We start from the raw sequence: 23,453 nt of genomic DNA, 5'->3' as shown, positions 1-23,453 counted from the left end.
CCGGCCCCGGCCCTCCTGCACGGCATCCACCGTTTAATGGATCAGCGCGTTGGCGATCACGACGATCACGCCGAGCAGCGCATCGACGCAGGCGATCACCAGGGATGAGCGCCAGGTCCGTCCCGCGGCGCGCATCGTGAACAGGCCCCAGGTGAAGAGCAGCAGGATGTTGAACCCGAACGCGATGTACTCGATCTCCTTGGACTCCCACCATCCCTGGCCCGCGCCGAACAGCATCAGCACCGTGGGCAGCGTGGCCACGACCAGGGGCCACTCCTCCGCGAGTACGCGCAGCGCGGCCCGGGCGCTGAGACGGGCGGGCCGCTCACCGCGCCGGGCGATGATGTGCGCATAGCCGTGGGCCAGGGCCGAGGCGCACGCGGTGAACAGCAGCCATGCGGAGTCGTACAGGCGGTCGGCGCGGGACGTCTCCCCGTACTCGGTCAGCGCGGCGGCCAGGGAACTCGCCAGCACCGCCCCGTACACACCTCCGAAAACCACGTTGGGCTGCGCGAACAGCCCGCGCAGACGCCGGCCGGAGAGACGGAGGGTGCTGTCGTGCATGGCGGTGGACCTCCGGCGTCGCGGGCGGGGGTGTCCGTACGGGTTGGTGGGAACCATCCCCGCCGGTCGGACCGCCGGATCCCCCCGAACGGGTCACGGACCCGCGGCGCCGGGCGCCGGCCGTGCCGCCTCAGTTCTCCTCCTCGTCCTGGCCCTCCTTGTGCCCCTTCTGCTTATCGTCCGCCGTGGGCGGCGCTTCGGTGACGACTGGTGAGGCGGACTCCGGTGTCTGTCCGACGACCGGTTCCGTAGCGGCCGGGCTGCTGGGGGCGGAGGTGGGAGACGCGGAGCTCGTACCGGCGTCCGTCGTGGCCCCCGGGTCGGCCGTCGGCTGCTCGTCGGAGCTGCCGTCGGGCGCGAACCAGGCCATGCCGATCAGCAGGGAAGCAACGAAGAGCGCGACGCCCGCGACGAGGCCTGTCACCCTCGGCCGGCGCCCCGCCAGGGCGCGCAGACTGCTGCCGCTCCGCGCCGGGGGACGCTGCCGTGCATGGGCGGACCGGCCCTCTCCCATTGCCTTAAGGGCATGGGAGGTACCCCCAGTGGTGGGTGAGCTGTACGAGGCGGTGTGCCGGGCTCGTGCAGGCCCGGCACCGGGGCGAGGCGCATGGGGCGGTGTCGCCCCGGACGCGGGCGTTGTCGCTGCATACGTGGGCGCCGTCGCCCCGAACGTGGGAGTCGCCGTATACGAGGGCGCCCCCCCGGACGCGGGCGCCGCCGCAGGCAGCGGTTCCGGCCGCCCGCGCCATGCGTCCGCCCGGAACCAGTCTGCGACCTGCTGCGCCGACGGCCGGTCCTCGGGCCGCTTGGCGAGCAGCCCCAGCAGATAGTTCTCGAAGGCGGGCGGGACGGCGACCCCCAGCTGCCCCGGCGGCACCGGCGGGGTGTCGACGTGCTGGTAGAGCAGGCCGGTGGCGGTGTCCGCGGCGAACGGGGGTTGCCCGGCAAGCAGTTGGTACAGGACGCAGCCCAGCGAGTAGACGTCGGAGGCCGGGCCCGCCTGCTGCCCGAGGGCGCGCTCCGGGGCGAGGTAGAGGCCGGTACCCACGATCTGCCCGGTGCTGGTGAGCGCGGCAGCCGGGTCGTCGAGGAACCGGGCGATGCCGAAGTCGCCCAGTTTCACCGTGCCGTCGGTGGCGAGCAGCAGATTGCCGGGCTTGATGTCCCGGTGCACCACGCCCTCGCGGTGCGCCGCGGCCAGCCCCGCTGCGGCCTCCGCGGCGATGGCGGCGACCCGCTCCGGGTCGAGGCGGGCCCTGCCCGCGGTCTCCTGGGCGAGGCTGCCGCCCTCGACGAGCTCCATGACGAGGTAGAAACGCCCGTCCCAGGCACCGAAGTCGAAGACGCCCACCACATGCGGATGGCTCAGCCGCGCCGAGGTCTGCGCCTCCAGCCGGAAGCGGGCGGTCGCCGACGGGTCCGGCTCCTGGTTCAGCAGCAGTTTCACGGCGACGGCCCGGCCGAGCACCTCGTCGGTGGCGCGCCACACCTCGCCCATGCCACCCCGGCCGATGGGGGAGTGCAACCGGTATCGATCCGCCACCAGCACTTGCGCACCAACCTCGTTCCGGACAGCAGCCAACTGGACGGCCACGGAACGCATTTCGCCCACGGACGTGGGAGTTGGGGGAGCCGCAGCCGCCTCAGCTTACCGGCGGCCGGTGCCGGTCACGCACGCCACCACCCCGTCTCACCAGCCATTCCGGGACGGGCGTGGCATGACGCGGTGCCCGGGTCACGCCGCCGTCACCGAGTCATCCCGTCGTGTCGGACTTGCCCTCCTCCGGACCCTCCGCCGGACCCTGCGTCGAGCCCTCCTCCGGACCTGACTCCTTGCTCGCCCGCGGCTGCGCGTCCGGCCCCTGGGCGCGCACACGCTGAACGTGTTCCAGCGACTCGCGCAGCTCCCTCAGCCAGTCGTCCGTGTGCTGCTGGACCAGGCGTACGCACCAGGCGAGCGCGTCGCTGCGGCTGCGGGCCACGCCGCCGGCGATCAGGGTGTCGAGGACCTGGCGTTCGGGCTGCCGCAGCCGGGTCATCACCGGCGCGGCGACATGCGTGAACAGGGCGCGCTCCCCGCCGCACTCCACCCCCCACGAGACCTTCCGGCCGAAGCCGTGCTCGGCCTCGCGGGCCACGGCGACGCGGTCCTCGCGGGTGCGTTCACGAAACTCCTGGATACGGCCCTGGACGGCCGCCTCCCGCTCGGCGTCCGAGACGTCCTCGGGCAGCCGGGGTTCGGGGATGCGTCCGATGACGGTGATCTCCTCGCGGTCCGCTGTCACGTCCAGCAGGCTCTCGAAGAGATCTTCCGGCAGGCGGCCGGCGAACCAGCCGCGTAGCTTCTCACGCTGATCGGCTGTAATCATGTAATCAACGTTACGCCGATGCAGACGGACCGCAAGGGGTTGGCCTAAAGGGCCTTAAAGGGGTTGCTTCCGAGGGTTCCTGCTCAGGTACTGTGTGCCGTCTCCAGCACTGGAGGAAGCAGCACCGGAAGACGACCGAGGAGGTGAGACCCATTACCGCTGCAGCAGGCTGGGTGCTCTCAACTCGTGTCCGCACGGTCGCTCAGGCGTAGGCGAGCTCGAGAGCGCCCTTCGGTATCTCGAAAGGCTCTCATGTCGGCCTCGCCGCCCCTTCCCCCCTTCTCCGACGTCACCTCCATCTCCGCCTTCTCCGACCTCACCTCCCTCTCCACCGTCGTCACCACGCTGCGCGCCGCGGGCTGCGTCTTCGCCGAGGAGGAGGCGCAGGTGCTCGTCTCCGCGGCGCGGACACCCGACGAACTCGCCGCGATGGTCGACCGGCGGGTCGCCGGACTTCCCCTCGAACACGTCGTCGGCTGGGCCGAGTTCCACGGCCTGCGGATCGCCGTGGACCCCGGCGTCTTCGTGCCCCGCCGCCGCACCGAGTTCCTCGTACGGCAGGCCGCCGGCCGTGCCTTCCCAGGCGCCGTCGTCGTCGATCTGGGCTGCGGCTCGGGGGCGCTGGGCGCCGCGGTGGCCGCGTCCCATGAGCGCGTCGAGCTGCACGCAGCCGACATCGATCCGGCCGCGGTGCGGTGCGCCCGCCGCAATGTCGCCACCCTCGGCGGCCGGGTCTACGAGGGCGACCTCTACGAACCACTGCCCGCCGCCCTGCGGGGCCGCGTCGACATCCTGCTCGCCAACCTGCCCTACGTACCGACGGACGAGATCGGGCTGCTGCCCGCCGAGGCCCGTGTCCATGAGGCGCGCGTCGCGCTGGACGGCGGCGCTGACGGGCTCGACGTCCTGCGGCGGGTGGCCGCGCAAGCGGCTCTGTGGTTGGCGCCGGGCGGTCATCTGCTGGTCGAGACGACCGAACACCAGGCACGGTCCGTGTGCGAAACCTTCACCGGTTGCGGGCTGACGCCGCAGGTCGTCGCCTCCGAGGAGCTGTACGCCACCGTCGTCATCGGAACGAGGCACGCCCTGCGCGACGGGTCGGGCGAGGGCGAGCAGCAGGACAGGTAAGGAAACGGTCGGCCGCGGTCAGGCGGCGTGCTCGTACGCGCTGATCAGGAAGCGAGCTCCCGTGCGTGGTGCGCCGCCTCGGCCACCGGACCGTGGTGCACCGGGCCGTGGCCCGGCAGCAGGACGTCGGCCGCGAGGGGCTCCATGACGTCGAGCGACGCGAGGGCGCGTCGGCGCTCGGTGTCGAACATGGCCGGCAGCAGCTGGGGTCCACGCGCGCGTGCCGTGGGATGCCCGCTGACCAGGGCGTCCCCGGAGATCAGAATTCCGGCGTCAGGGAGGTGGTACGCGCAGTGGCCCGCCGTATGGCCGGGGGTGTGGACGGGGACCGGACGGCCCGGCAGATCGAGCGGGCCCTGCGCGGGAAAGGCCTGCGGGTCGGCGACGGGGACCTTGGCGGTGCCGCCCGAGCGCAGTGCGTGCACCGCCCAAGGGGAGCACACCCGGCCGCCACGCGTTCAGCAGGACCTGGCCGACCGACACCTGGTGCAGGAACTCGCGGCGGGCGTGCGGCACCTCGGCCTCGTGCAGGAGAACGGGTGTGCCGAAGGTGCGGCTGAGGTACTCCGCCGAACCGATGTGGTCGTTGTGCGCATGCGTGATGAGCACGGCCGTCACCGCCTCGGGCGCGTGGCCGAGCGCCGCAACCGACTCGAGCAGCTGCACGCGGTCTCCCGGGTACCCGGTGTCCACCAGGGTGACGGCGTCGCCCTCGGTCAGGACGATCCAGTTCGTGTTGGAGCCGTGGACCAGATGCACGCCGGTGGCGACCTGGACGAGGGCGTCTTCGCGCATGACCATCCCGAATGTCGAACTGTGACAGGAGTTACGGTAGTTCATGTCCGTCCGTACAGGTCGGCGCCCTCTTCCCCGTACGCGGTGCCCACACTCGTCTGTTCACGCGATGGTGCGATCATCTCCGGCTCCGCGGATGTGCGTCGGAGGGCGCGGGTAATGCCCGGCCATGAGCCAGCCGTTCGATCTGCCGCAGTTCTACATGCCGTATCCCGCGCGGCTGAACCCCCATGTCGAGGAGGCGCGTGCGCACTCCAGGCAGTGGGCACGCGAGATGTCCATGCTGGAGGGTTCCGGCATCTGGGAGGAGCGCGACCTCGACGCGCACGACTACGCGCTGCTGTGCGCCTACACCCACCCGGACTGCGACGGCCCGCCGCTGTCGCTGATCACCGACTGGTACGTATGGGTGTTCTTCTTCGACGACCACTTCCTGGAGACGTTCAAACGCAGCCAGGACCGCGAGGGCGGCAAGGCCTACCTGGACAGGCTGCCGCTGTTCATGCCCATGGACCTGTCGGAGCCCGTGCCGGAGCCGCAGAACCCCGTAGAGGCGGGACTCGCCGATCTCTGGGCGCGCACGGTGCCCGCGATGTCCCCGGAGTGGCGCAGACGGTTCGCCGAGTCGACCGAGAACCTGCTGAACGAGTCGCTGTGGGAGCTGTCCAACATCAACGAGGGGCGCGTCGCCAACCCCGTCGAGTACATCGAGATGCGCCGCAAGGTGGGCGGCGCGCCATGGTCGTCGGGACTCGTGGAGTACGCGACGGCCGAGATCCCCGCATCCGTCGCCGGCACCCGGCCGCTGCGCGTGCTGTGCGACGCCTTCTCGGACGGTGTGCACCTGCGCAACGACCTCTTCTCCTATCAGCGTGAGATCGAGGAGGAGGGCGAGCTCAGCAACGGCGTACTGGTCCTGGAGACCTTCCTCGGCTGCTCGACCCAGGAGGCCGCGGACGCCGTCAACGACCTGATCACGTCACGGCTGCAGCAGTTCGAGACGACGGCGCTGACGGAGCTTCCCGCGCTGTGTGCGGAGAAGGGGCTCACACCCGAGGAGTGCGCGGCCGTGGCCGCGTATGTGAAGGGCCTGCAGGACTGGCAGTCCGGCGGACATGAGTGGCACCTGCGCTCCAGCCGCTATATGAACGAGGGCGCCCTGAGCGGGCGTCCGCTGCTCGGCGGGCCCGTGGGGCTGGGGACGTCGGCCGCCGGCCTCGGTGCGCTCATGACCGCATCGGGCGCCAACCGGGTGCGCAGCTACACGCATGTGCCGTACCAGCGGGTCGGGCCCTCGCTGGTCCCCGACCTCGAGCTGCCGTACCGCACCACCCTCAGCCCCCACCTGCCGGGCGCCCGCGAGCGCCTCGTGGGCTGGGCGCGCGGCATGGGCATGCTGGGCGAGGGGCTCTGGGACGAACAGGCCCTGCGCCGCTTCGACTTCGCGCTGTGCGCCGCCGGGCTCCATCCGGACGCCACGCCCGACGACCTCGACATCGGCTCCTCCTGGCTGGCCTGGGGCACGTACGCCGACGACCTCTACACGGGCGTGTACGGTGGCGCGCGCGATGTCGTCGGGGCGCGGGTGTGCACCGAGCGGCTGAAGACCCTGATGCCGCTCGACATGACGAACGGCGGCGCACCGGCGAACGCCATCGAGCGGGGCCTCGCCGAACTGTGGACGCGGACGGCGGAACCGATGGCCCCGGACGCGCGCGCCCTGTTCCGCGAGTCGGTCGAGGCCATGCTCGACGGCTTCCACTGGGAGCTCACCAACCAGGTGCAGCACCGCATCCCCGACCCGGTCGACTACATCGAGATGCGCAGGGCCACCTTCGGCGCCGACATGACGATGAGCCTCGCGCGGATCTCCCACGGCAAACAGGTCCCGCCCGAGATCTACGGCAGCGGCCCCTTCTGCTCCCTGGTGAACGCCGCAGTGGACTACGCCACGCTGCTCAACGACCTCTTCTCGTACCAGAAGGAGATCGAGTTCGAGGGCGACGTCCACAACGGCGTCCTGGTCGTGCAGAACTTCTTCGGCTGCGACTATCCGACCGCCGTGGCCATCGTCCACGACCTGATGAACGGCCGCCTGCGCCAGTTCCAGCACGTCGCAGCACATGAACTCCCCGTGCTGTACGACGACTTCGAGCTGGGGGAGAGCGAGCGGACCGTCCTCGGCGGGTTCGTGAAGGAGCTCGAGAACTGGATGGCCGGCATCCTGACCTGGCATCAGGAGTGCCGCCGCTACCGGGAGGAGTATCTGGCCCATGGGACCGCGGCCGGGCGCCCGGCCGTGCCCGTGCCTCGGCCGCCCCGGCTCCCCTTCACCTGGACCGGTCGGGGAGCCGGGACGCCGGCCTCGGCAGTGCTGTGACGGGACCATCTGCGGGGCGGTCCCGTCACAGCACGTCACGGACGACGAACGGCCGCCTCGTCGCTGTCGCTTTCCTCGGACGTGAGTGAGTCGTCCGGCGCCGGCGTCTGAGCCGACGCCGGGGCCGCAACCGATGCCGATTCCGGCGCTGACGCGGGGGCAGGTGTGTCCGTCGACCGGTCGGCCCGCCCCCGCCCGTCGGCCTTGCGGCGCCGGGCCCCCAGCGCCATGGCCACCGGCTCCGTGAACCGTGCGGTGAGCGGACCCAGTACGACGAGGATCAGCACGTACGCCGTGGCCAGCGGGCCGAGCGAGGGCTCGATTCCGGCGCTGACGGCCAGACCCGCGATGACGATGGAGAACTCGCCGCGCGCGACCAGCGCACCGCCCGCCCGCCAGCGGCCCTTGGCAGAGATCCCGGCCCGCCGGGCCGCCCAGTATCCGGTGGCGATCTTCGTCAGTGCTGTGACGACGGCCAGCGCGAGCGCGGGCAGCAGGACCGGCGGGATGCTGGCGGGATCGGTGTGCAGCCCGAAGAAGACGAAGAACACCGCGGCGAACAGGTCCCGCAGCGGACTGAGCAGCGTGTGTGCGCCGTCGGCGACCTCCCCGGACAGCGCGATGCCCACGAGGAACGCGCCCACCGCCGCGGAGACCTGGAGCTGCTGCGCGATGCCCGCGACCAGCAGCGTCAGTCCCAGCACGACCAGCAGCAGCTTCTCGGGGTCGTCGCTGGAGACGAACCGCGAGATGTGCCTGCCGTAGCGCACGGCGATCATCAGTACGAGCCCGGCCACGCCCAGCGCGATGGCGAGCGTGGCGCCGCCGGCGGCCCAGCCCGCGCCGGCCAGCAGCGCGGTGATGATCGGCAGATACACGGCCATGGCCAGGTCTTCGAGGACCAGGATGCTCAGGATGACGGGCGTCTCGCGGTTGCCCAGCCGGCCGAGGTCGCCGAGGACCTTGGCGATGACACCCGACGACGAGATCCAGGTGACGCCGGCCAGGACGACGGCGGCCACCGGGCCCCAGCCGAGCAGCAGGGCCACGGCGGCACCTGGCAGCGCGTTGAGGGCGCAGTCGACGAGGCCGGCCGGGTACTGCGTCTTGAGATTGCTGACCAGATCGCTTGCCGTGTACTCCAGGCCCAGCATCAGCAGCAGCAGGATGACGCCGATCTCGGCGCCGATGGCGACGAACTCCTCGCTCGCGCCGAGGGGCAGCAGCCCGCCCTCCCCGAACGCCAGTCCGGCCAGCAGATAGAGCGGAATCGGCGAGAACCGGAAACGGGCGGCGAACCGTCCGAGCAGCCCAAGGCCGAGGATGATCGCGCCGAACTCGATGAGGAAGACAGCGGAGTGCACGCAATCACTCCCGTCCCAGGATGTCCGCGGCCGCCTCGACACCCTCGCGGGTGCCGATGACGATCAGCGTGTCCCCACCGGCCAGCCGGAAGTCCGGGGCGGGCGAGGGGATGGCCTCCGCGCGCCGCAGCACCGCCACGATCGAGGCGCCCGTCTCGGTACGCATTCGGGTGTCGCCCAGGAGCCGCCCGTTCCAGTACGAGGTGGGGGACAGCTCGATGCGTTCGGCGACCAGCCCCAGATCGGTGGTGTGGAGGAGGTTGGGACTGTGGTGTGCCGGCGTCAGCGCGTCGATCAGGTAAGCCGATTCTCCGGCGGTCAGCCGGAGTGAGAGGGCACAGGCGTCGGGGTCGTCCGACCGATACGCGCTGAGCGTGCGACCGCCGTCACGGTGAGCGATCACCGACAAGCGGTCCTGTTCTCGGGTGGTGAGGTCGTAGCGGACGCCGATGCCGGGCAGCGGTGTCTGGCGCAGGCGCGGTGCGGGCACGGTGGTCTCCCCTGTCTGGTGCGTCCCTGTGTGGTGCGGCGTGATCCGCTGCAGGGCGCTTTACCAAGTCTTTGTATTTGGCATCTTTTTTACTCGATCGTGGTGCGCCATGTGTCGGCGGGGTCCGGTGACCGCCGTCATCTGCGGCTTTGTGCCTGTCACCCGTTCGTGGATCTTGGCGTGGGAGGCCGCCGGGTAGAGCACCCGCCGGAGGCGAGCCATGGAACAGACAGCTTTGAAGGAACAGACGGCGTCGAGGCCCGGTGAAGGCCGGAAGGCCGGTGGGGACCGGAAGACCGGTGGGGGCCCTCGTCCGCATGCCGCCCGGAGGCGCGGGCGGCGCCTGGTGAGCCTGTTGTTCGGCCTGTTCTTCGGGACCGTTCTGGTGCTCTCCGGGGTGGGCCTCGGCACCGTGAGCGCCGCCGTCATCGGCATGACCAAGGTGGCGGAGCTGCAGAAGCAGCCGAGGCCTCAGGCGGCACCGGGGCAGCCAGGGCAGCAGAAGCGCGCGCAGCAGAAGCCGCCCGTGCCCGTGCAGCCGGACGGTGCCGAGCCGTCCACCGGTGGTGGAAGTTCCGCGTCCGCTCCTCCGGAGGGCGAGACCGCCGCCGCGTCCCTTCCCGCCGGAGGCGCCCGCGCGACCCTCGGAGTCGAGGCCGTCGATGCTCCCAAAGGCGGCGGCGCGATGGTCGTAGGCGTACACGTTCCCGGCCCGGGCCAGGCGGCGGGGCTCGTACGCGGGGACGTACTGACCGCGTTCGGCGGGACCCGTATCTCCTCGGCCGCCGACCTTGCGTCGGCCGTCGCCGCCGCACGCCCCGGCAAGGCCGTCACCCTCACCGTCCGGCGCGCCGACGGCGACCGGCAGGAGCTGTCGGCGACACCGGGCGTCGTCACCTGAGAGGAAAACCACTGGTCCGGCAGGGGCGGAGGGCACCAGGATGGGCCCATGCTGAGCACCCTCCTCGCCTTTCTCGGCGCCTGCACACTGATCGCCGCATCGCCGGGCCCCAGCACCGTGCTGATCATCAAGCAGTCGCTGCAGAGCAGGCGGTCGGGATTCCTCACCGTGCTCGGCAACGAGACGGGCGTGTTCATCTGGGGTGTCGTCGCGGCGTTCGGGCTGAGCGCACTGCTGGCCGCGTCCCAGATCGCGTACGACGTCATGCGGATCGTCGGCGCCGTCGTCCTCGTCGTCTTCGGCGTCCAGACGCTGCGGAACGCACGCCGCCACAAGGCAGCCGGGGCCGCGGACGACGGATGGCACGGCACACAGAAGTCCGGCTGGGCCTCCTACCGGGACGGGCTGCTACTCAACCTCGCCAACCCCAAAGCCGCGATCTTCGCGATGTCCTTCCTGCCGCAGTTCGTACCGGTGGGCGCCCCTCATCTGCCCACGATGGTCGGCCTCGCGGCGCTGTGGGCGGTCTACGAAGTCGGCTGGTACGGGGCGTACGTGTGGTTCGTGGGCCGGATGAAGCAGGTCCTCTCGCGTACGGGAGTGCGGCGCCGGCTGGAGCAGGTCTCGGGTGGAGTGCTCGTGCTCCTCGGGATCCGGCTCGGGCTCGAGAGCTGACGCCGCATGAACCGGTCGGCTCGACCGGCCGCTCCCGGCCGGCCCGGAAGCCGTGCATGCCCGCTCGCGCGGACCCGGACGGACGGGCAGGATGCTGCCCGTAGACCCGTAGACCCGTAGACCCGTAGACCCGTAGACCCGTAGACCCGTAGACCCGTAGACCGTTAGAGCTGTAGACCCGCGAACCCTCGAACCCGTAGGTCCGTGGACGCGTGAGCCATGGAGGCCTGGAGGTCCTGATGTCCGGCACGCCCGCGCCCTTCACCGCCGACGACTACAAGTCCCGTATGGACCGTGCCGCACAGGCTGCGGCTGATGCGGGCCTTGCCGGCGTCCTCGTCGCGCCCGGCCCCGATCTCGTGTGGCTCACCGGCTACCGGCCGCCCGCGACGACCGAGCGGCTCACCCTGCTGGTGCTCACCGCCGGGCAGGACCCCGTTCTCGTCGTGCCGACGCTCGAGGCGCCGGACGCGGCCGAGGCGGCGGGCGCGCCCGCGCTGACCCTGCACGACTGGACCGACGGCAAGGACCCCTACGCGGCGACCGCACCCTTCCTGGACGCCTCCGGCCGGTTCGGCATCAGCGACAACACCTGGGCGCTGCATCTGCTCGGGCTCCAGAAGGAGTTGCCGGGCACCTCGTACGTCTCGCTCACGGACGCCCTGCCGATGCTGCGAGCCGTGAAGGACGCCGCGGAACTCGAACGTCTCACGGCCGCCGGGGCGGCCGCCGACATGACGTACGAGGAGATCAAGAGAGTCCAGTTCGAGGGTCGCCGGGAGGCGGACGTCGCTGCGGATCTCGCGCATCTGCTGCGGCAGTGCGGGCACGAGCAGGTCGACTTCACCGTCGTCGGCTCGGGACCCAATGGCGCCAATCCGCACCACGAGGCGGGCGACCGGGTCATCGAGCACGGCGACATGATCGTCCTGGACTTCGGCGGCCTGATGCACGGCTACGGATCGGACACGTCCCGGACCGTGCACGTCGGAGAGCCGAGCGCCGAGGAACAGCGCGTCCACGACGTGGTCCGCGCCGCCCAGGAGGAGGCCGTCAAGGCCGTACGGCCGGGTATCGCCTGCCAGGACGTCGACCGGGTCGCCCGCGCTTACATCACCGAGGCCGGGTACGGCGAGTTCTTCATCCACCGCACAGGCCACGGCATCGGCGTCACCACCCATGAACCGCCCTACATGATCGAGGGCGAACAGCAGACGCTGGTGCCGGGAATGTGCTTCTCCGTGGAGCCCGGCGTCTATCTGCCGGGCCGCTTCGGCGTGCGTATCGAGGACATCGTGACCGTCACGGAGGACGGCGGGCGCCGGCTCAACAACACGGCACGGAAGATGGCGATCGTGCACTGAGGACCGACTGCGGGGGAGGGGCACCCGTGCGCGATGCGTGCCGGTCGGACATCGTGGAAGTCGGGTAACCGGCGATCGTGGAGATCGTGGACTGGGAGCGACGCGAGGATGCACCGGCCACCGACAGCAGACACCGTACGGCGACTCGTCCGCACCGCCCTCGGCGAAGCGGCCGGAGTCGGCGACGGCCTCGACGTGCGCCCGGCCGAGGAGGGCGGCGAGCCTCTCTCCTGGTGGATCGGCAGGCGCCATGTGCTGCGGCTCGCCTCCGACCCGGCCGCCTCCGCCCGCCAGCGGCGCGAGGTCCGGCTCCGCGGTCTCGTACGCCCCCACGTCGGCGTTCCGGTACCGGTCAGCTACGCGGCCGGTGAGTGGGCGGACGGGCTCGCCTTCACGCTGGACACCCGGTTGCCGGGTGCCTCCGCGGAGGGCCGTGCCGTCTCCCCCGCGGGCGAGGCGGACCTGGCGGCGCTTCTGTCCGGGCTCCGCTCGGTCCCCGTGCGCGCGGCCGCGGCACTCGGCGTGCGGGTGACCGCGCCGCGGTCGCTGGAGAAACTGCGGGCGCAGGCAGTACGGGGCGCGGGGCGGCTCGCGGAGGACGGCGAGTTCGACCCCGGGCGGCTCGACCGGCTGACCCCGCGGGCCATGCAGCAGCTCGCCCCGCTGCCCGGCACCGGTGTCGTCGTCCACCACGGCCTCACGGGCGAGCACGTCAAGGTGACCGCGGACGGACGGGTGTGCGGTGTCCTCGACTGGGCCGACGCGGTGATCGGCGACCCGGCCGAGGACATCGCGGGCCTCGCCGTCGCCGTGGGCGCCCCCGCCGCGGTCCGGGCCGCGACCCTTGCGGGATACGAGGGCCGGCTGTGCCTGCGCGGTCTGTGGCTGGCCCGCTGCGACACCGTCATCCGCCTCGCCGGCCGACTCCACGGCCCGGACGAGGGCCCGCTGCCGCCGCTGCGCGCACAGCAGCGGCGCGCCTGGGAGGCGATCCTCCTCGAACGCCTCACGGAGGTACCGGACCAGGGTCCCTGACCAGGGACAGCGGCCCCCGCGCGGGTAAGGGCTCCGCACGCGGGTCAGGGAGCAGGACGCGGGTCAGCGGCCCGCATCGGATCGAGGTCCCCGACCGGGAGAAGGTCTCCGACCCGGGCCCAACGCTGGGGGCGCCACCCCGCGTTGGGCCCGGGGACCGCTGTGCGCAGCAGGGAACGAATCGCAGCCTCGCAGAGCCCGCCGCGGGACCCGGCTGGAGCGGCCCGCGCCGCGGCCGCCCAGCGGCCTGAGAGGCCATCAGGTGCTGCGCGTACTCGTCGAAGGCACGGGCGGGCGGGGCCCGGAGGTACCGGGCCGGGACCGGATAGGCCCGGGCCCGGGACCCGGGCGGGAGACGGCTCCTCCCGGGGCGCGGCCGCCGCCGGCGTCTCAGTCCCGTGGCACACGGTCCCGGAAGCGGCTGCCGGCGAGGCCGGGCCGGGCGCCGAGGTCACCCCTGCACCAGGACCGCGCACGACTCGCCCGGCACGACCAGCGTCCCCTCCGAGTCCGGCGCTCCGACCGGCTCCCACGCGGCCAGTACGCGTGCGTGGCCCGCGCTCAGCGGGACCGAGGCGGGTTCCTTGGAGAGGTTCACGGCGACCCGGACGTCGCCTCGCCGGAAGGCGAACCAGCGCGCCTGCTCGTCGTACGAGACCCGCACCGCCGCCAGGTCCGGGTCGGAGAGGTCCGGCAGCCTGTGCCGCAGGGCGATCAGCTCCCGGTACCAGGCCAGCACGCGCGCGTGGGGGTCGCGCTCCCGCTCCGACCAGTCGAGGCACGAGCGGTCCCGGGTCGCCGGGTCCTGGGGATCCGGGATGTCCTCCTCCGCCCAGCCGTGGGCCGCGAACTCCCGCCGCCGGCCGCGCCGTACCGCCTCCGCCAAGGCCGGGTCGGTGTGGTCGGTGAAGAACTGCCAGGGCGTGCTCGCGGCCCACTCCTCGCCCATGAAGAGCATCGGCGTGAACGGCCCGGTCAGGGTGAGGACCGCCGCGCAGGCGAGCAGGCCGGGGGAGAGGGAGGCGGCGAGCCGGTCGCCCTGGGCGCGGTTGCCGACCTGGTCGTGGGTCTGGGAGTAGCCGAGGAGGCGATGCGCGGAGATGCGTGATAGATCGAGCGGGCGGCCGTGGTGGCGGCCGCGGAAGCTCGAGTACGTACCGTCGTGGAAGAACCCGCCCGTCAGCGTCTTGGCGAGCGCGGCGAGCGGCTGCCGGGCGAAGTCGGCGTAGTAGCCCTGCGATTCGCCGGTGAGCGCGGTGTGCAGCGCGTGGTGGAAGTCGTCGTTCCACTGCGCGTGCAGTCCCAGGCCGCCCTCCGAGCGCTGGGTGATCAGGCGCGGGTCGCAGAGGTCCGACTCGGCGATCAGGAACAGCGGCCGGCCGAGCTCGTCGGCGAGCCCGTCGACCGCTGTGGACAGCTCCTCGAGGAAGTGGATCGCGCGCCTGTCGTGCAGCTCGTGCACCGCGTCGAGCCGCAGGCCGTCGATGCGGTAGTCGCGCAGCCAGGCCAGCGCGCTGCCGACGAGATACGCGCGCACGTCGTCCGAACCGGAGCCGTCGAGGTTGACGGCGACGCCCCACGGGGTGTGGTACGCGTCCGTGAAGTACGGGCCGAACTGCGGGAGATGGTTGCCCGACGGGCCGAGGTGGTTGTGCACGACGTCGAGGACGACACCCAGACCGTGTTCATGCGCTCTGTCGACAAAGCGCTTCAGCGCCTCCGGGCCTCCGTAGGGCTCGTGCACGGCCCACAGTGAGACCCCCTCGTACCCCCAGCCGTGCCGCCCCGGGAACGGGCACAGCGGCATCAGCTCCACATGCGTGATGCCCAGTTCCACCAGATGGCCGAGGCGGTCGGCCGCCGCGTCGAGCGTGCCCTCGCGCGTGTACGTCCCCACATGCAGCTCGTACAGCACCGCGTCCGGCAGCCCGCGCCCGGTCCACTCCGTGCGCCATGCGTACCGGCTGTGGTCCACGACGGCGCTGAGCCCGTCGGGGCCGTCCGGCTGGCGCTGTGAGCGTGGGTCGGGCAGCACGGGGCCGTGGTCGAGCGAGTAGCCGTAGCGCGCGCCGTCCTCCGCCTCCGCGTCGCTCGTCCACCACCCTGCGCGGTCCGGATCGCGTTCCATCGTGTGCGTGGCGCCCTCCAGATGGAGCGTCACCCGGTCGGCCTGCGGTGCCCACACCTCGAACTGCTGCACGGACGGTATCCCCTCGTCTCCCGGCTGTGGCATCGGTGTCCATGGTGCTGTACAGGGGATCGATGCGCTTCCGAAATCGCCGTACGCCGCGCGGAGTCCTCTTTCGCCGGACATGCCGGTCGTCGAGCCTGGTCAGGGCGGGGCCTCAGGCCCGGGAAGTCCGGCGTTTCCTGGACACCCCGTCCGGTACTGCTCGACAATCACCAGCGTGACGTCGTCTTTCGAGTTCCACACGTATCCCGCTCGGCTCTCCGACGCCGAACGCGACAGGGCACTGAAGGTGCTCAGGAACGGCGTGGCCCTGGGCCGGCTGTCGCACGACACGTTCGTACGGCGCATGGAACTCGTACTGGCCGCCCGCAGGCCCGACGAACTCGCGGTGCTCACCGCCGATCTGCACACCGAAGGCCGCTGGTCGCGCTGGGTGTTCGGCGCGGTCGGCGCGGTCTCCGGGTTCACGGTGCGGCTGCGCAGGGCCTGGCAGGCCGAGCGGCTGCCGAAGCTGCTGCTGCCCGCGCCGAGCAGCCCCTACCCGCTGCGCATCGGCCGGGACCCGGCGAACGGGCTGCGGCTCAGCCACGAGACGGTGTCCCGGGTGCACGCCGAACTCAGCCGCCAGGGCGGCACGTGGGTGCTGCGCGACCTGGGCTCGACCAACGGCACGTCGGTGAACGGGCGGCGCGTGATCGGCGCGGTCGTCGTCCAGGACGGCGACCAAGTGAGCTTCGGTCAGATGTCGTTCCGTCTGTCGGGCGGCTGAGCCGCAGAGGACCCTGTGCGGTCAACATGTGACCGCGAGCGCCTGCCGCGTCGCCTCGACCACCGTACGGGCCTGGTGCTCGACCTGGTGGTCCATCGGCACCCAGCGGGCCCCGAACCGCTCCGCAAAGGCGGCACACCAGTGCGTCACGAGCTCGTCGAGCCGCGGCGCCGCGCGGTCGCCGCTCTCTCGCAGAACCCGGAGCAGCATGGAGGCGGCGCGCAGCGGCAGCCGGCGGCCGAACGCGTCGATGCTGCTGATGTACGCCCTCGTGGCGTCCGCGGGCGGCGGCTGGACCCAGTCGTCGGCGAGCCCGGGAACCAGCCCGAGCGCCCAGCCGGCGGCGCGCAGCAGGGGGCCGTCAGCCCCGGCCAGGCGCGGCAGTGCGTCCTCGAGGATCTCCTCCACCAGGATCGTGTCCCTGCGCAGCCGCCGGGACAGCTGCAGCATGGCCTCGGCCGGTGCGGGATGCGGCGCCGGGTCGCCGACCAGGTCGCTCGCCCACATCGGCACCTCGACGATCGCCGTCAGCCCGCCGTACCGGTGGGCGTGGTGCCAGGTGCTCTGCCGCGCGTCGTCGGGCAGGCTCGGGAACACCGCGTCCGAGTCCGCGGCCGGCATCACATGGACGCCGGGTCCTGAGGCCGGCCAGCCGGCGGCGTCGGACGCCCCCGTCTCGACCGGAATGTGCAACTCCGCTGCCGACTTGGCGAACGGCTCGGCGAGCCCGGGGATGTCCTTCGTCAGCTGCACCCAGGTGCCGCCCAGGTCCGTCCCGTGCAGCGATACCTGCAGGTAGGGCCGCAGCTCGTCGATGACCCCGGTGAGGGCCAGCGTCTCGGGCGGCAGCCGGTGGGGAGGCAGCACGGACGGCGACCACTCAGGCTGTTCGGGGCCCGCGGGACGGAAGAAGTTGCGGTGGTAGTCCAGCAGCGAGCGGGGCGCCGGAGTGCGGTGGAGGCTCGCACCGTCCGGATCGGCGCACAGCAGGAAGTGCCAGGAGACACCGCTGCGCAACGCCGGGTCGTGCAGGGCCTGTTCGGCGAGGTACAGCAGCGTCGAACCGCCCGTCGGCTCGTTGGCGTGGGCGCCCGCGACGACAAGGACCGCGCGCGACGACCGGCCGACGGACAGCAGGTGCAGCGGTCTTCCCGCGCGTGAGGTGCCGATCTGCCGCAGCACACACAGATCAGGCCGGTGAGCGGACAACTCCCCGGCAGCCCAGGTGAGTTCCTTCACGCTGGGATAGCGCTGGTCTATCGGGTGGGTCACCGCTCCTCCTCGCCGAGCAGCCACGGGCGTAAGGACGTGCGCTCGGCGCGCGTCCGGAGCGGTGGTGGACACGCTGGTGGCCGGTTCGGTACCGCAGGGGCGGATGGGGCGGACTGCCGCCGCCTTTCTGCGCCCGGCCGCCTGTGCGACCGGTCCGGAACCGGCATCCCGGCTGATCGGGCCCTACGAGGGCGTCTGCCGCTCACGCACCCCGGCTCCTCCCGCTGGCCTAGCCGAACAACCGCCGGGCGGAGGGAACACAGGCCCCCCTCCGCCGGTCGTCGCGCCCCCGTTGTGCGCATCCGCAGTACCCCACGCTGTGAAGCGCCTGTCAATAAGGCGCCACAACCGGAACCGTCCGCGCAACTACAGTCCGGTTCCGGTCTCGGCCCGCACCAGCAGAGACACCGGCAGGTCCGTGAAAAGCTCCGCCACGCGCGCGTGGCCCGCGAAGCTACGCCCCGGGGAGAGCAGATCGGACCACTGCCCCTCCGGCAGCGGAAGCCGCGTGTCCCGCCAGCCGCCGGCATCGGCCAGCCGCAGCGACAGCCGCGTCACGGCACAGATCACCTCACCGGACCGTACGAACGCGACGCAGTGCGCGGCACCGGGCCCCTGTGCGTCCAGCGGCTCGTACGTCGCCGCGTCGCCGAAGAGCTCGGGGCGACGCCTGCGCAGCCGCAGTGCGGCCGCGGTGAGCGCCAGCTTCTCAGCGGAGAGATCCGGAGGCCCGGAGACGTCGGGAGCCTCCGAGACGTCGGGCACACTGGGGGACTCCGCGCCGCCGTTTCGCGCGTCCAGGCGCCGCAGCAGCTCAGGCCGGAACAGCGGCGGCCGCCGGTTGTCCGGATCCACCAGCGCTCGGTATTCGCTCTCGGTGCCCTGGTACACGTCGGGCACGCCGGGCATCGTCAGCTGGAGCAGCGCCGCCCCGAGGACGTTGGCGCGCAGATGGGGACGCAGCGCGCCCGCGAACTCCTCGACCGCGTGCAGCGGCGGCCCGGACGGCCCGGCCTCGACGAACCGCGCCACCGCCTCCTCGTACGCCGGGTCCTGCTCGGTCCAGCTGGTGTGCAGCCCCGCCTCGCGCACGTGCTTGAGCATCGCCTGCCGCAGCCGGTCGCCGTGCCCACCGGACGGGTCCTCCGGGAAGCCCCGCCCGAAGCCGACCGCCGTCTGCCAGGCCGCCCAGGCCACCTGCAGGTCGGGCGTGGCCGGCGCGTCCCCGCGCGCGGTCTGCTCGGTCACTTCGGCCAGCAGGCCCGCCCACCGGTCCGGGCACTCGGTGAGCACGGCGATGCCGGCCCGTACGTCGGCGCTGCGCTTCGTGTCGTGTGTGGACAGCACCGTCCCGGTGAGCGGCCAGTCGCGCTGCACGCGCGCGCAGTACGCGTGGAAGACCTCCGGCGACACGGCCGGACTGCCGGGACTCCCGCCCACCTCGGTCGCCGACATCAGCGGCACATAGCGGTAGAACGCCGTGTCCTCGACCGACTTGGCGTGCAGCGCCGACGCGATCTGGCCGAACCGCGTGGCGAACGCGACCTGGTCAAGGCCGTGTCCGAGCCGGCCGATCACCAGGTTCCGGACGACGTCGACGGCCCCCGCCTCCTCGCGCACCGCGAAGACCGCCTTCGCGTCCTCGGCGGCCTCCTCGGTCAGGACGAACTCGCTGCCCCCGTTGACGTACGGCCGGTAGACGCGCAGGCGGACGAGTAGTTCGCGGATCGCGGTGCGCAGGGCCCAGGGCGCGTGGTCGCGCAGGGCGGGGTCGGCGGTGCAGATGAGGGTCCCCACGCGCGTGAGGCGGTCGACCTCGGCGGCCAGCTCACGGGTGACCACCTTGTACGCGGCGCGCCGCACCGTGGCCGCCCAGTCGCCGCCGCGGTCGGCGGGCGGGGCGGCGAAGCGCCGGTACTGGCCGAGGAGTTCGCCCGCGCCCGCCGGGTCCGTGAACAGGCCGTCGATGTGGCGCAGCGCGTCATAGCCGGTGGTGCCGGCCACAGGCCAGGCGGCGGGCAGCTGCTCGCCGTCCGTGAGGATCTTCTCCACGACCGTCCAGCGCCCACCGGTCGCCTCGTGCAGCCTCTGGAGGTACGCGCCGGGGTCGGAGAGCCCGTCCGGATGGTCGATGCGCAGACCCTCGAGCACGCCCTCGCTCAGCAGTTGCAGGATCTTGCCGTGCGTGGCGGCGAACACCTCGGGGTCCTCGACGCGTACACCGATGAGATCCGAAATGGTGAAGAACCGCCGGTAGTTGAGCTCGGTGCGGGCCAGCCGCCACCAGCCGAGCCGGTACCACTGCGCGTCGAGGAGCTGCGGCAGCGGCAGTTTCGCGGTGCCCTCGCGCAACGGAAACGTGTGCTCGTGGTAGCGCAGCACGTCGCCGTCGGCCTTGAGCCGGTCCCACTCCTCGCCGACCCGGTGACCCAGGACCGGCATCAGCACCTGGCCGCCCCCCGCCTCCCAGTCGATGTCGAACCAGCGCGCGTACGGGGACTGCGGGCCGTCGCGCAGCACCTCCCACAGGGCCCGATTGAACCGCGGTACCGCGGCCATGTGGTTCGGCACGATGTCCGCGATCAGCCCGAGCCCGTGCTCCCGCGCGGTACGCGCCAGCGCCCGCAGCCCCTCCTCGCCGCCAAGCTCGTCGCGCACGCGCGCGTGGTCCACGACGTCGTACCCGTGCAGCGAGCCGGGGACGGACTCAAGGACCGGCGACAGGTGCAGGTGCGAGACGCCGAGCGCGGCGAGATACGGCACGGCCGCCTCGGCCGCGGCGAACGGGAACGCGGGCTGGAGCTGGAGCCGGTACGTGGCGGTGGGCGGCGCTGGGATCGGCTGAGGCGTCATGGGAACGTACGTACCCGGCTGGCGGGCATTCGTGTCATGCCCCGGGGGAGGTGCGCCCGAGTGCGCTCCCGTTGTGGGCAGGCGTTCCGCAGGGCTGGGGGCACCTCCCGGCGGTAGCTGGGGGAGGGTGGGCACAACCCACGACGTAGGCCGCGCGCCGCGCCTTCACAGGCAGCGGCCGCGCCGCCTACGCAGGCCGCTGCAGAACCACGAGACTCCGATCCACCAGCGTCAGCCGATCTCCCGCCTGCACCTTCACGCCCGTCCCCGGCGACACCCCGTCCGCCCGTGCCGTGTCCACGACGACCTCCCACTGCCGCCCGTGGTTGACGGGCACCACGAACTCCAGCTCCTCGGGTGACGCGTTGACCATCAGCAGGAACGAGTCGTCCGCGATGCGCTCGCCGCGCGGGCCGGGCTCGGAGATCGCGTTGCCGTTGAGGAACACCGTCAGGGCCCGGGCCTGGGACGCGCTCCAGTCGCGCTGCGTCATCTCCTCGCCCTCGGGGGTGAACCAGGCGATGTCGGACAGCTCGTCGTGGGTGCCCTGGACGGGCCGCCCGTGGAAGAACCGGCGGCGGCGGAAGACCGGGTGGTCGCGCCGCAGCCACACCATCGCGCGCGTGAAGGCCAGCAGCTCTCCCTCGCCGTCCTCCGGCCAGTGCACCCAGGACAGCTCGCTGTCCTGGCAGTACGCGTTGTTGTTGCCGCGCTGCGTGCGGGCGAACTCGTCGCCGTGGCTGAGCATCGGCACGCCCTGGGAGAGCATCAGCGTCGCGATGAAGTTGCGCATCTGGCGCAGGCGCAACTCCAGCACCTCGGGTTCGTCGGTCTCGCCCTCCGCGCCGCAGTTCCAGGACCGGTTGTGGCTCTCGCCGTCACGGTTGTCCTCGCCGTTGGCCTGGTTGTGCTTCTCGTTGTACGACACGAGATCGTGCATCGTGAAGCCGTCGTGGCAGGTCACGAAGTTGATCGAGGCGAGCGGGCGGCGCCCGTCGTCCTGGTACAGATCGGACGAACCGGTCAGCCGGGAGGCGAACTCGGCGAGTGTCCGCGGCTCGCCGCGCCACAGGTCGCGCACCGTGTCGCGGTACTTGCCGTTCCACTCGGTCCACAGCGGCGGGAAGTTCCCCACCTGGTAGCCACCCTCGCCGACGTCCCAGGGCTCCGCGATCAGCTTCACCTGCGACACCACCGGGTCCTGCTGCACGAGGTCGAAGAACGACGACAGCCGGTCCACCTCGTGGAACTGCCTCGCCAGCGTCGCCGCAAGATCGAACCGGAAGCCGTCCACGTGCATCTCGGTGACCCAGTACCGCAGCGAGTCCATGATCAGCTGCAGCACGTGCGGCGAGCGCATCAGCAGCGAGTTCCCGGTCCCCGTCGTGTCCATGTAATAACGGGGATCGTCCGCCAGGCGGTAGTACGACGCGTTGTCCAGGCCCCGGAAGGAGAGCGTCGGGCCCAGGTGGTTGCCCTCGGCCGTGTGGTTGTAGACGACATCCAGGATGACCTCGATGCCGGCCTTGTGCAGGGCCCGCACCGCCGACTTGAACTCCAGCACCTGCTGGCCGCGGTCGCCCCACGAGGCGTAGGCGTTGTGCGGCGCGAAGAAGCCGATGGTGTTGTAGCCCCAGTAGTTGTTGAGGCCCATCTCGACCAGGCGATGATCGTTCACGAACTGGTGGACCGGCATCAGCTCGAGGGCCGTCACGCCCAGCTCGGTCAGGTGTTCAAGGATCGCCGGGTGCGCCAGGGCCGCGTATGTGCCGCGCAGCTCGTCCGGCAGTGCCGGATGCATCATGGTCAGGCCCTTCACATGGGCCTCGTAGATCACCGTCCGGTGGTAGTCGGTGCGCGGCAGCCGGTCGTCGCCCCAGTCGAAGTACGGATTGACCACGACGGACGCCATGGTGTGCGGCGCCGAGTCCAGGTCGTTGCGCTTGTGGGGCTCGCCGAAGTGGTAGCCGTAGACCTCCTCGCCCCATTCGATGCGGCCGCTTATCGCACGTGCGTACGGGTCGAGGAGCAGCTTCGCCGAGTTGCAGCGCTGCCCGCGCTCCGGCGCGTACGGCCCGTGCACCCGGAAGCCGTAGCGCTGCCCCGGCATGATCCCGGGCAGATATGCATGCCGCACGAAGGCGTCGCTCTCGCGCAGCTCCACGGCTGTCTCCGAGCCGTCGTCGTGCAGCAGACACAGCTCGATGCGGTGCGCGGCCTCGGAGAAGACCGCGAAGTTCGTACCGGCGCCGTCGTACGTGGCGCCGAGGGGGTACGCCTGTCCAGGCCAGACCTGCATGGATACGACTCTTCCATTTCCGGCCCGGGTACGGGGGGCCACTCGGCCTCGAGTCTCCCTGAAAGTGAGTGAACCTCCTAGGACTTCGTGCCGTCCTACAGGGTGACCACGCGTACCCGGTATGTGTACTGACCACCCGGTATGCGCCCGAGGGGACTCCAGAGACTGTAGGGACACAGGGGGAACATGTGCGCGAACTAGCAAGGCGCCACCTGGGCAAGGTGGTGGCAGGGGCGGCGATCGCCGTGGCGGGTACTGCCCTGATGGTCGCCGTCACGCTGCCGGGCGAGGCGGGCGCGGGAGAGCAGGCGGACAGGCGCGCGTCCGCGGGCGCCGCGCAGCAGGACGCCGTACCGCCCGAGGGCGTCGTGGAGGCCGCGCCCACCCAGGCTGACCAGGGCGTCGGCAGCGATCCGCTCACCGACGACGAGCTGACACGGGCCGAGCGGATCGCCGTGACCAGGGCCCTGCGGTCCGACGCGCGCGACGTCGAGGGGGACCGCGGCCCGCAGCGCCTGTCCACCAATCTCAGCGAGCCGGCGCCGGACGACACCGCGGCCACGTCGCAGCAGCGCCGCGCCGACGTCGTCCTCTACGACTACAAGAGCGACGCCGTGATCACCAAGACTGTGAATCTCACCACAGGCAAGGTCGAACAGACGGACATCGCGCACGGCGTACAGCCGCCGCCCAGCAAGGAGGAGCTGCGCGAGGCGGCACAGCTGCTGATCGCCGACCCGCTCGGCACGGACCTCAAGAACGACTACCGGCACGCCACGGACAAGGAGCTGACCGGCCCGGACCAGCTGGAGCTGAGCGGCATGGTCTTCCGCAAGGAGACCGCCCGGCAGGTGCCGTCCGGCCTCGACGACTGCGGGCGGCACCGGTGCCTGCGGATCGTCGCCAAGGTCAAGAACGGCCCGTGGATAGACACCCGGTCCATGGTCGTCGACCTCAGCGCCCGCACCGTCGGCCGCCTCGGCTGATCCGCGGCCCGTCCGCTT

Annotated in this window: 17 protein-coding genes and 1 pseudogene; 8 read left to right on the top strand and 10 right to left on the bottom strand. The window is 71.8% G+C overall.

Annotated elements, in window-relative coordinates:
• Nucleotides 1-33 precede the first annotated feature (33 nt).
• The 3 genes from ABT009_RS30890 to abmR form a co-directional block, all read right to left on the bottom strand.
• Nucleotides 34-564: a hypothetical protein gene (locus ABT009_RS30890; protein ID WP_351302218.1), complete on the bottom strand. Its 531-nt coding sequence runs from the start codon at nucleotides 562-564 to the stop codon at nucleotides 34-36.
• Between the two features lie 130 nt (nucleotides 565-694).
• Nucleotides 695-2,113 carry a serine/threonine-protein kinase gene (locus ABT009_RS30885; protein WP_351302215.1) on the bottom strand — a complete coding sequence of 473 codons (1,419 nt, stop codon included), beginning with the start codon at nucleotides 2,111-2,113 and terminating at the stop codon, nucleotides 695-697.
• A gap of 205 nt (nucleotides 2,114-2,318) precedes the next feature.
• Entirely contained in the window at nucleotides 2,319-2,933 is a 615-nt protein-coding gene (abmR, locus tag ABT009_RS30880; RefSeq protein ID WP_351302212.1) for an ATP-binding transcription factor AbmR, read from the bottom strand.
• A gap of 252 nt (nucleotides 2,934-3,185) precedes the next feature.
• Between abmR and ABT009_RS30875 the strand changes: the two genes are divergently transcribed.
• A complete protein-coding gene (locus tag ABT009_RS30875) occupies nucleotides 3,186-4,061 on the top strand; it encodes a putative protein N(5)-glutamine methyltransferase (RefSeq protein WP_351302209.1) in 876 nt (291 codons plus the stop codon).
• 44 nt (nucleotides 4,062-4,105) lie between these two features.
• Here the strand turns inward: ABT009_RS30875 and ABT009_RS30870 are convergent.
• Nucleotides 4,106-4,856, bottom strand: a pseudogene (locus tag ABT009_RS30870) (MBL fold metallo-hydrolase).
• Nucleotides 4,857-5,025: 169 nt separating this feature from the next.
• On the opposite strand from ABT009_RS30870, the gene ABT009_RS30865 reads away from it, so the two are divergent.
• Nucleotides 5,026-7,236 carry a terpene synthase family protein gene (locus ABT009_RS30865; protein WP_351302206.1) on the top strand — a complete coding sequence of 737 codons (2,211 nt, stop codon included), beginning with the start codon at nucleotides 5,026-5,028 and terminating at the stop codon, nucleotides 7,234-7,236.
• A gap of 35 nt (nucleotides 7,237-7,271) precedes the next feature.
• On the opposite strand, the gene ABT009_RS30860 is transcribed toward ABT009_RS30865, so the two are convergent.
• Nucleotides 7,272-8,600: a cation:proton antiporter gene (locus ABT009_RS30860; protein ID WP_351302203.1), complete on the bottom strand. Its 1,329-nt coding sequence runs from the start codon at nucleotides 8,598-8,600 to the stop codon at nucleotides 7,272-7,274.
• Between the two features lie 4 nt (nucleotides 8,601-8,604).
• Nucleotides 8,605-9,090: a cation:proton antiporter regulatory subunit gene (locus tag ABT009_RS30855; protein ID WP_351302200.1), complete on the bottom strand. Its 486-nt coding sequence runs from the start codon at nucleotides 9,088-9,090 to the stop codon at nucleotides 8,605-8,607.
• A gap of 220 nt (nucleotides 9,091-9,310) precedes the next feature.
• Between ABT009_RS30855 and ABT009_RS30850 the strand changes: the two genes are divergently transcribed.
• The 4 genes from ABT009_RS30850 (at nucleotide 9,311) to ABT009_RS30835 (ending at nucleotide 13,065) form a co-directional block, all read left to right on the top strand.
• Nucleotides 9,311-9,991, top strand: a complete 681-nt coding sequence (locus ABT009_RS30850) for a PDZ domain-containing protein (protein WP_502989991.1) — start codon at nucleotides 9,311-9,313, stop codon at nucleotides 9,989-9,991.
• Nucleotides 9,992-10,039: 48 nt separating this feature from the next.
• A complete protein-coding gene (locus ABT009_RS30845; protein WP_351302194.1) occupies nucleotides 10,040-10,666 on the top strand; it encodes a LysE family translocator in 627 nt (208 codons plus the stop codon).
• Nucleotides 10,667-10,905: 239 nt separating this feature from the next.
• The gene (locus ABT009_RS30840) at nucleotides 10,906-12,030 is read left to right on the top strand and encodes a M24 family metallopeptidase (RefSeq protein ID WP_351302191.1); all 1,125 of its coding nucleotides are present in this window, start codon (nucleotides 10,906-10,908) and stop codon (nucleotides 12,028-12,030) included.
• Between the two features lie 108 nt (nucleotides 12,031-12,138).
• Nucleotides 12,139-13,065: an aminoglycoside phosphotransferase family protein gene (locus ABT009_RS30835; RefSeq protein WP_351302188.1), complete on the top strand. Its 927-nt coding sequence runs from the start codon at nucleotides 12,139-12,141 to the stop codon at nucleotides 13,063-13,065.
• A 451-nt stretch (nucleotides 13,066-13,516) separates the two neighbouring features.
• Here the strand turns inward: ABT009_RS30835 and treZ are convergent, their stop codons facing one another.
• Entirely contained in the window at nucleotides 13,517-15,298 is a 1,782-nt protein-coding gene (gene treZ, locus ABT009_RS30830) for a malto-oligosyltrehalose trehalohydrolase (protein WP_351302185.1), read from the bottom strand.
• Between the two features lie 175 nt (nucleotides 15,299-15,473).
• Between treZ and ABT009_RS30825 the strand changes: the two genes are divergently transcribed.
• Nucleotides 15,474-16,025 carry an FHA domain-containing protein gene (locus tag ABT009_RS30825; protein WP_351302182.1) on the top strand — a complete coding sequence of 184 codons (552 nt, stop codon included), beginning with the start codon at nucleotides 15,474-15,476 and terminating at the stop codon, nucleotides 16,023-16,025.
• Between the two features lie 21 nt (nucleotides 16,026-16,046).
• Here ABT009_RS30825 and ABT009_RS30820 read toward each other — a convergent pair whose 3' ends face one another.
• The 3 genes from ABT009_RS30820 to glgX form a co-directional block, all read right to left on the bottom strand.
• A complete protein-coding gene (locus ABT009_RS30820) occupies nucleotides 16,047-17,297 on the bottom strand; it encodes a M14 family zinc carboxypeptidase (protein WP_351302179.1) in 1,251 nt (416 codons plus the stop codon).
• A gap of 366 nt (nucleotides 17,298-17,663) precedes the next feature.
• Complete coding sequence (gene treY / locus ABT009_RS30815; protein WP_351302176.1) at nucleotides 17,664-20,150, bottom strand: malto-oligosyltrehalose synthase; 2,487 nt, start codon at nucleotides 20,148-20,150, stop codon at nucleotides 17,664-17,666.
• A 187-nt stretch (nucleotides 20,151-20,337) separates the two neighbouring features.
• Nucleotides 20,338-22,449, bottom strand: coding sequence for a glycogen debranching protein GlgX (gene glgX, locus ABT009_RS30810; protein ID WP_351302173.1), 2,112 nt, complete (start codon nucleotides 22,447-22,449; stop codon nucleotides 20,338-20,340).
• Between the two features lie 188 nt (nucleotides 22,450-22,637).
• Here glgX and ABT009_RS30805 point away from each other — a divergent pair, with 188 nt between their 5' ends.
• Nucleotides 22,638-23,435 carry a Tat pathway signal sequence domain protein gene (locus tag ABT009_RS30805; RefSeq protein WP_351302170.1) on the top strand — a complete coding sequence of 266 codons (798 nt, stop codon included), beginning with the start codon at nucleotides 22,638-22,640 and terminating at the stop codon, nucleotides 23,433-23,435.
• Nucleotides 23,436-23,453 lie beyond the last annotated feature (18 nt).

It is taken from the genome of Streptomyces sp. NPDC002896 (assembly GCF_040295225.1).
Taxonomy (GTDB): Bacteria; Actinomycetota; Actinomycetes; order Streptomycetales; family Streptomycetaceae; genus Streptomyces.
This window is presented reverse-complemented; position numbering and strand designations above follow the sequence as displayed.

Bases quoted from the DNA above. Each gene is read 5' to 3' on its own strand.
- abmR (WP_351302212.1), bottom strand. From the start codon at position 2,933: ATGATTACAGCCGATCAGCGTGAGAAGCTACGCGGCTGGTTCGCCGGC.
- treY (WP_351302176.1), bottom strand. From the start codon at position 20,150: ATGACGCCTCAGCCGATCCCAGCGCCGCCCACCGCCACGTACCGGCTC.
- ABT009_RS30875 (WP_351302209.1), top strand. From the start codon at position 3,186: ATGTCGGCCTCGCCGCCCCTTCCCCCCTTCTCCGACGTCACCTCCATC.
- ABT009_RS30865 (WP_351302206.1), top strand. From the start codon at position 5,026: ATGAGCCAGCCGTTCGATCTGCCGCAGTTCTACATGCCGTATCCCGCG.
- ABT009_RS30835 (WP_351302188.1), top strand. From the start codon at position 12,139: ATGCACCGGCCACCGACAGCAGACACCGTACGGCGACTCGTCCGCACC.
- ABT009_RS30845 (WP_351302194.1), top strand. From the start codon at position 10,040: ATGCTGAGCACCCTCCTCGCCTTTCTCGGCGCCTGCACACTGATCGCC.
- ABT009_RS30890 (WP_351302218.1), bottom strand. From the start codon at position 564: ATGCACGACAGCACCCTCCGTCTCTCCGGCCGGCGTCTGCGCGGGCTG.
- ABT009_RS30840 (WP_351302191.1), top strand. From the start codon at position 10,906: ATGTCCGGCACGCCCGCGCCCTTCACCGCCGACGACTACAAGTCCCGT.
- glgX (WP_351302173.1), bottom strand. From the start codon at position 22,449: ATGCAGGTCTGGCCTGGACAGGCGTACCCCCTCGGCGCCACGTACGAC.
- ABT009_RS30850 (WP_502989991.1), top strand. From the start codon at position 9,311: ATGGAACAGACAGCTTTGAAGGAACAGACGGCGTCGAGGCCCGGTGAA.
- treZ (WP_351302185.1), bottom strand. From the start codon at position 15,298: ATGCCACAGCCGGGAGACGAGGGGATACCGTCCGTGCAGCAGTTCGAG.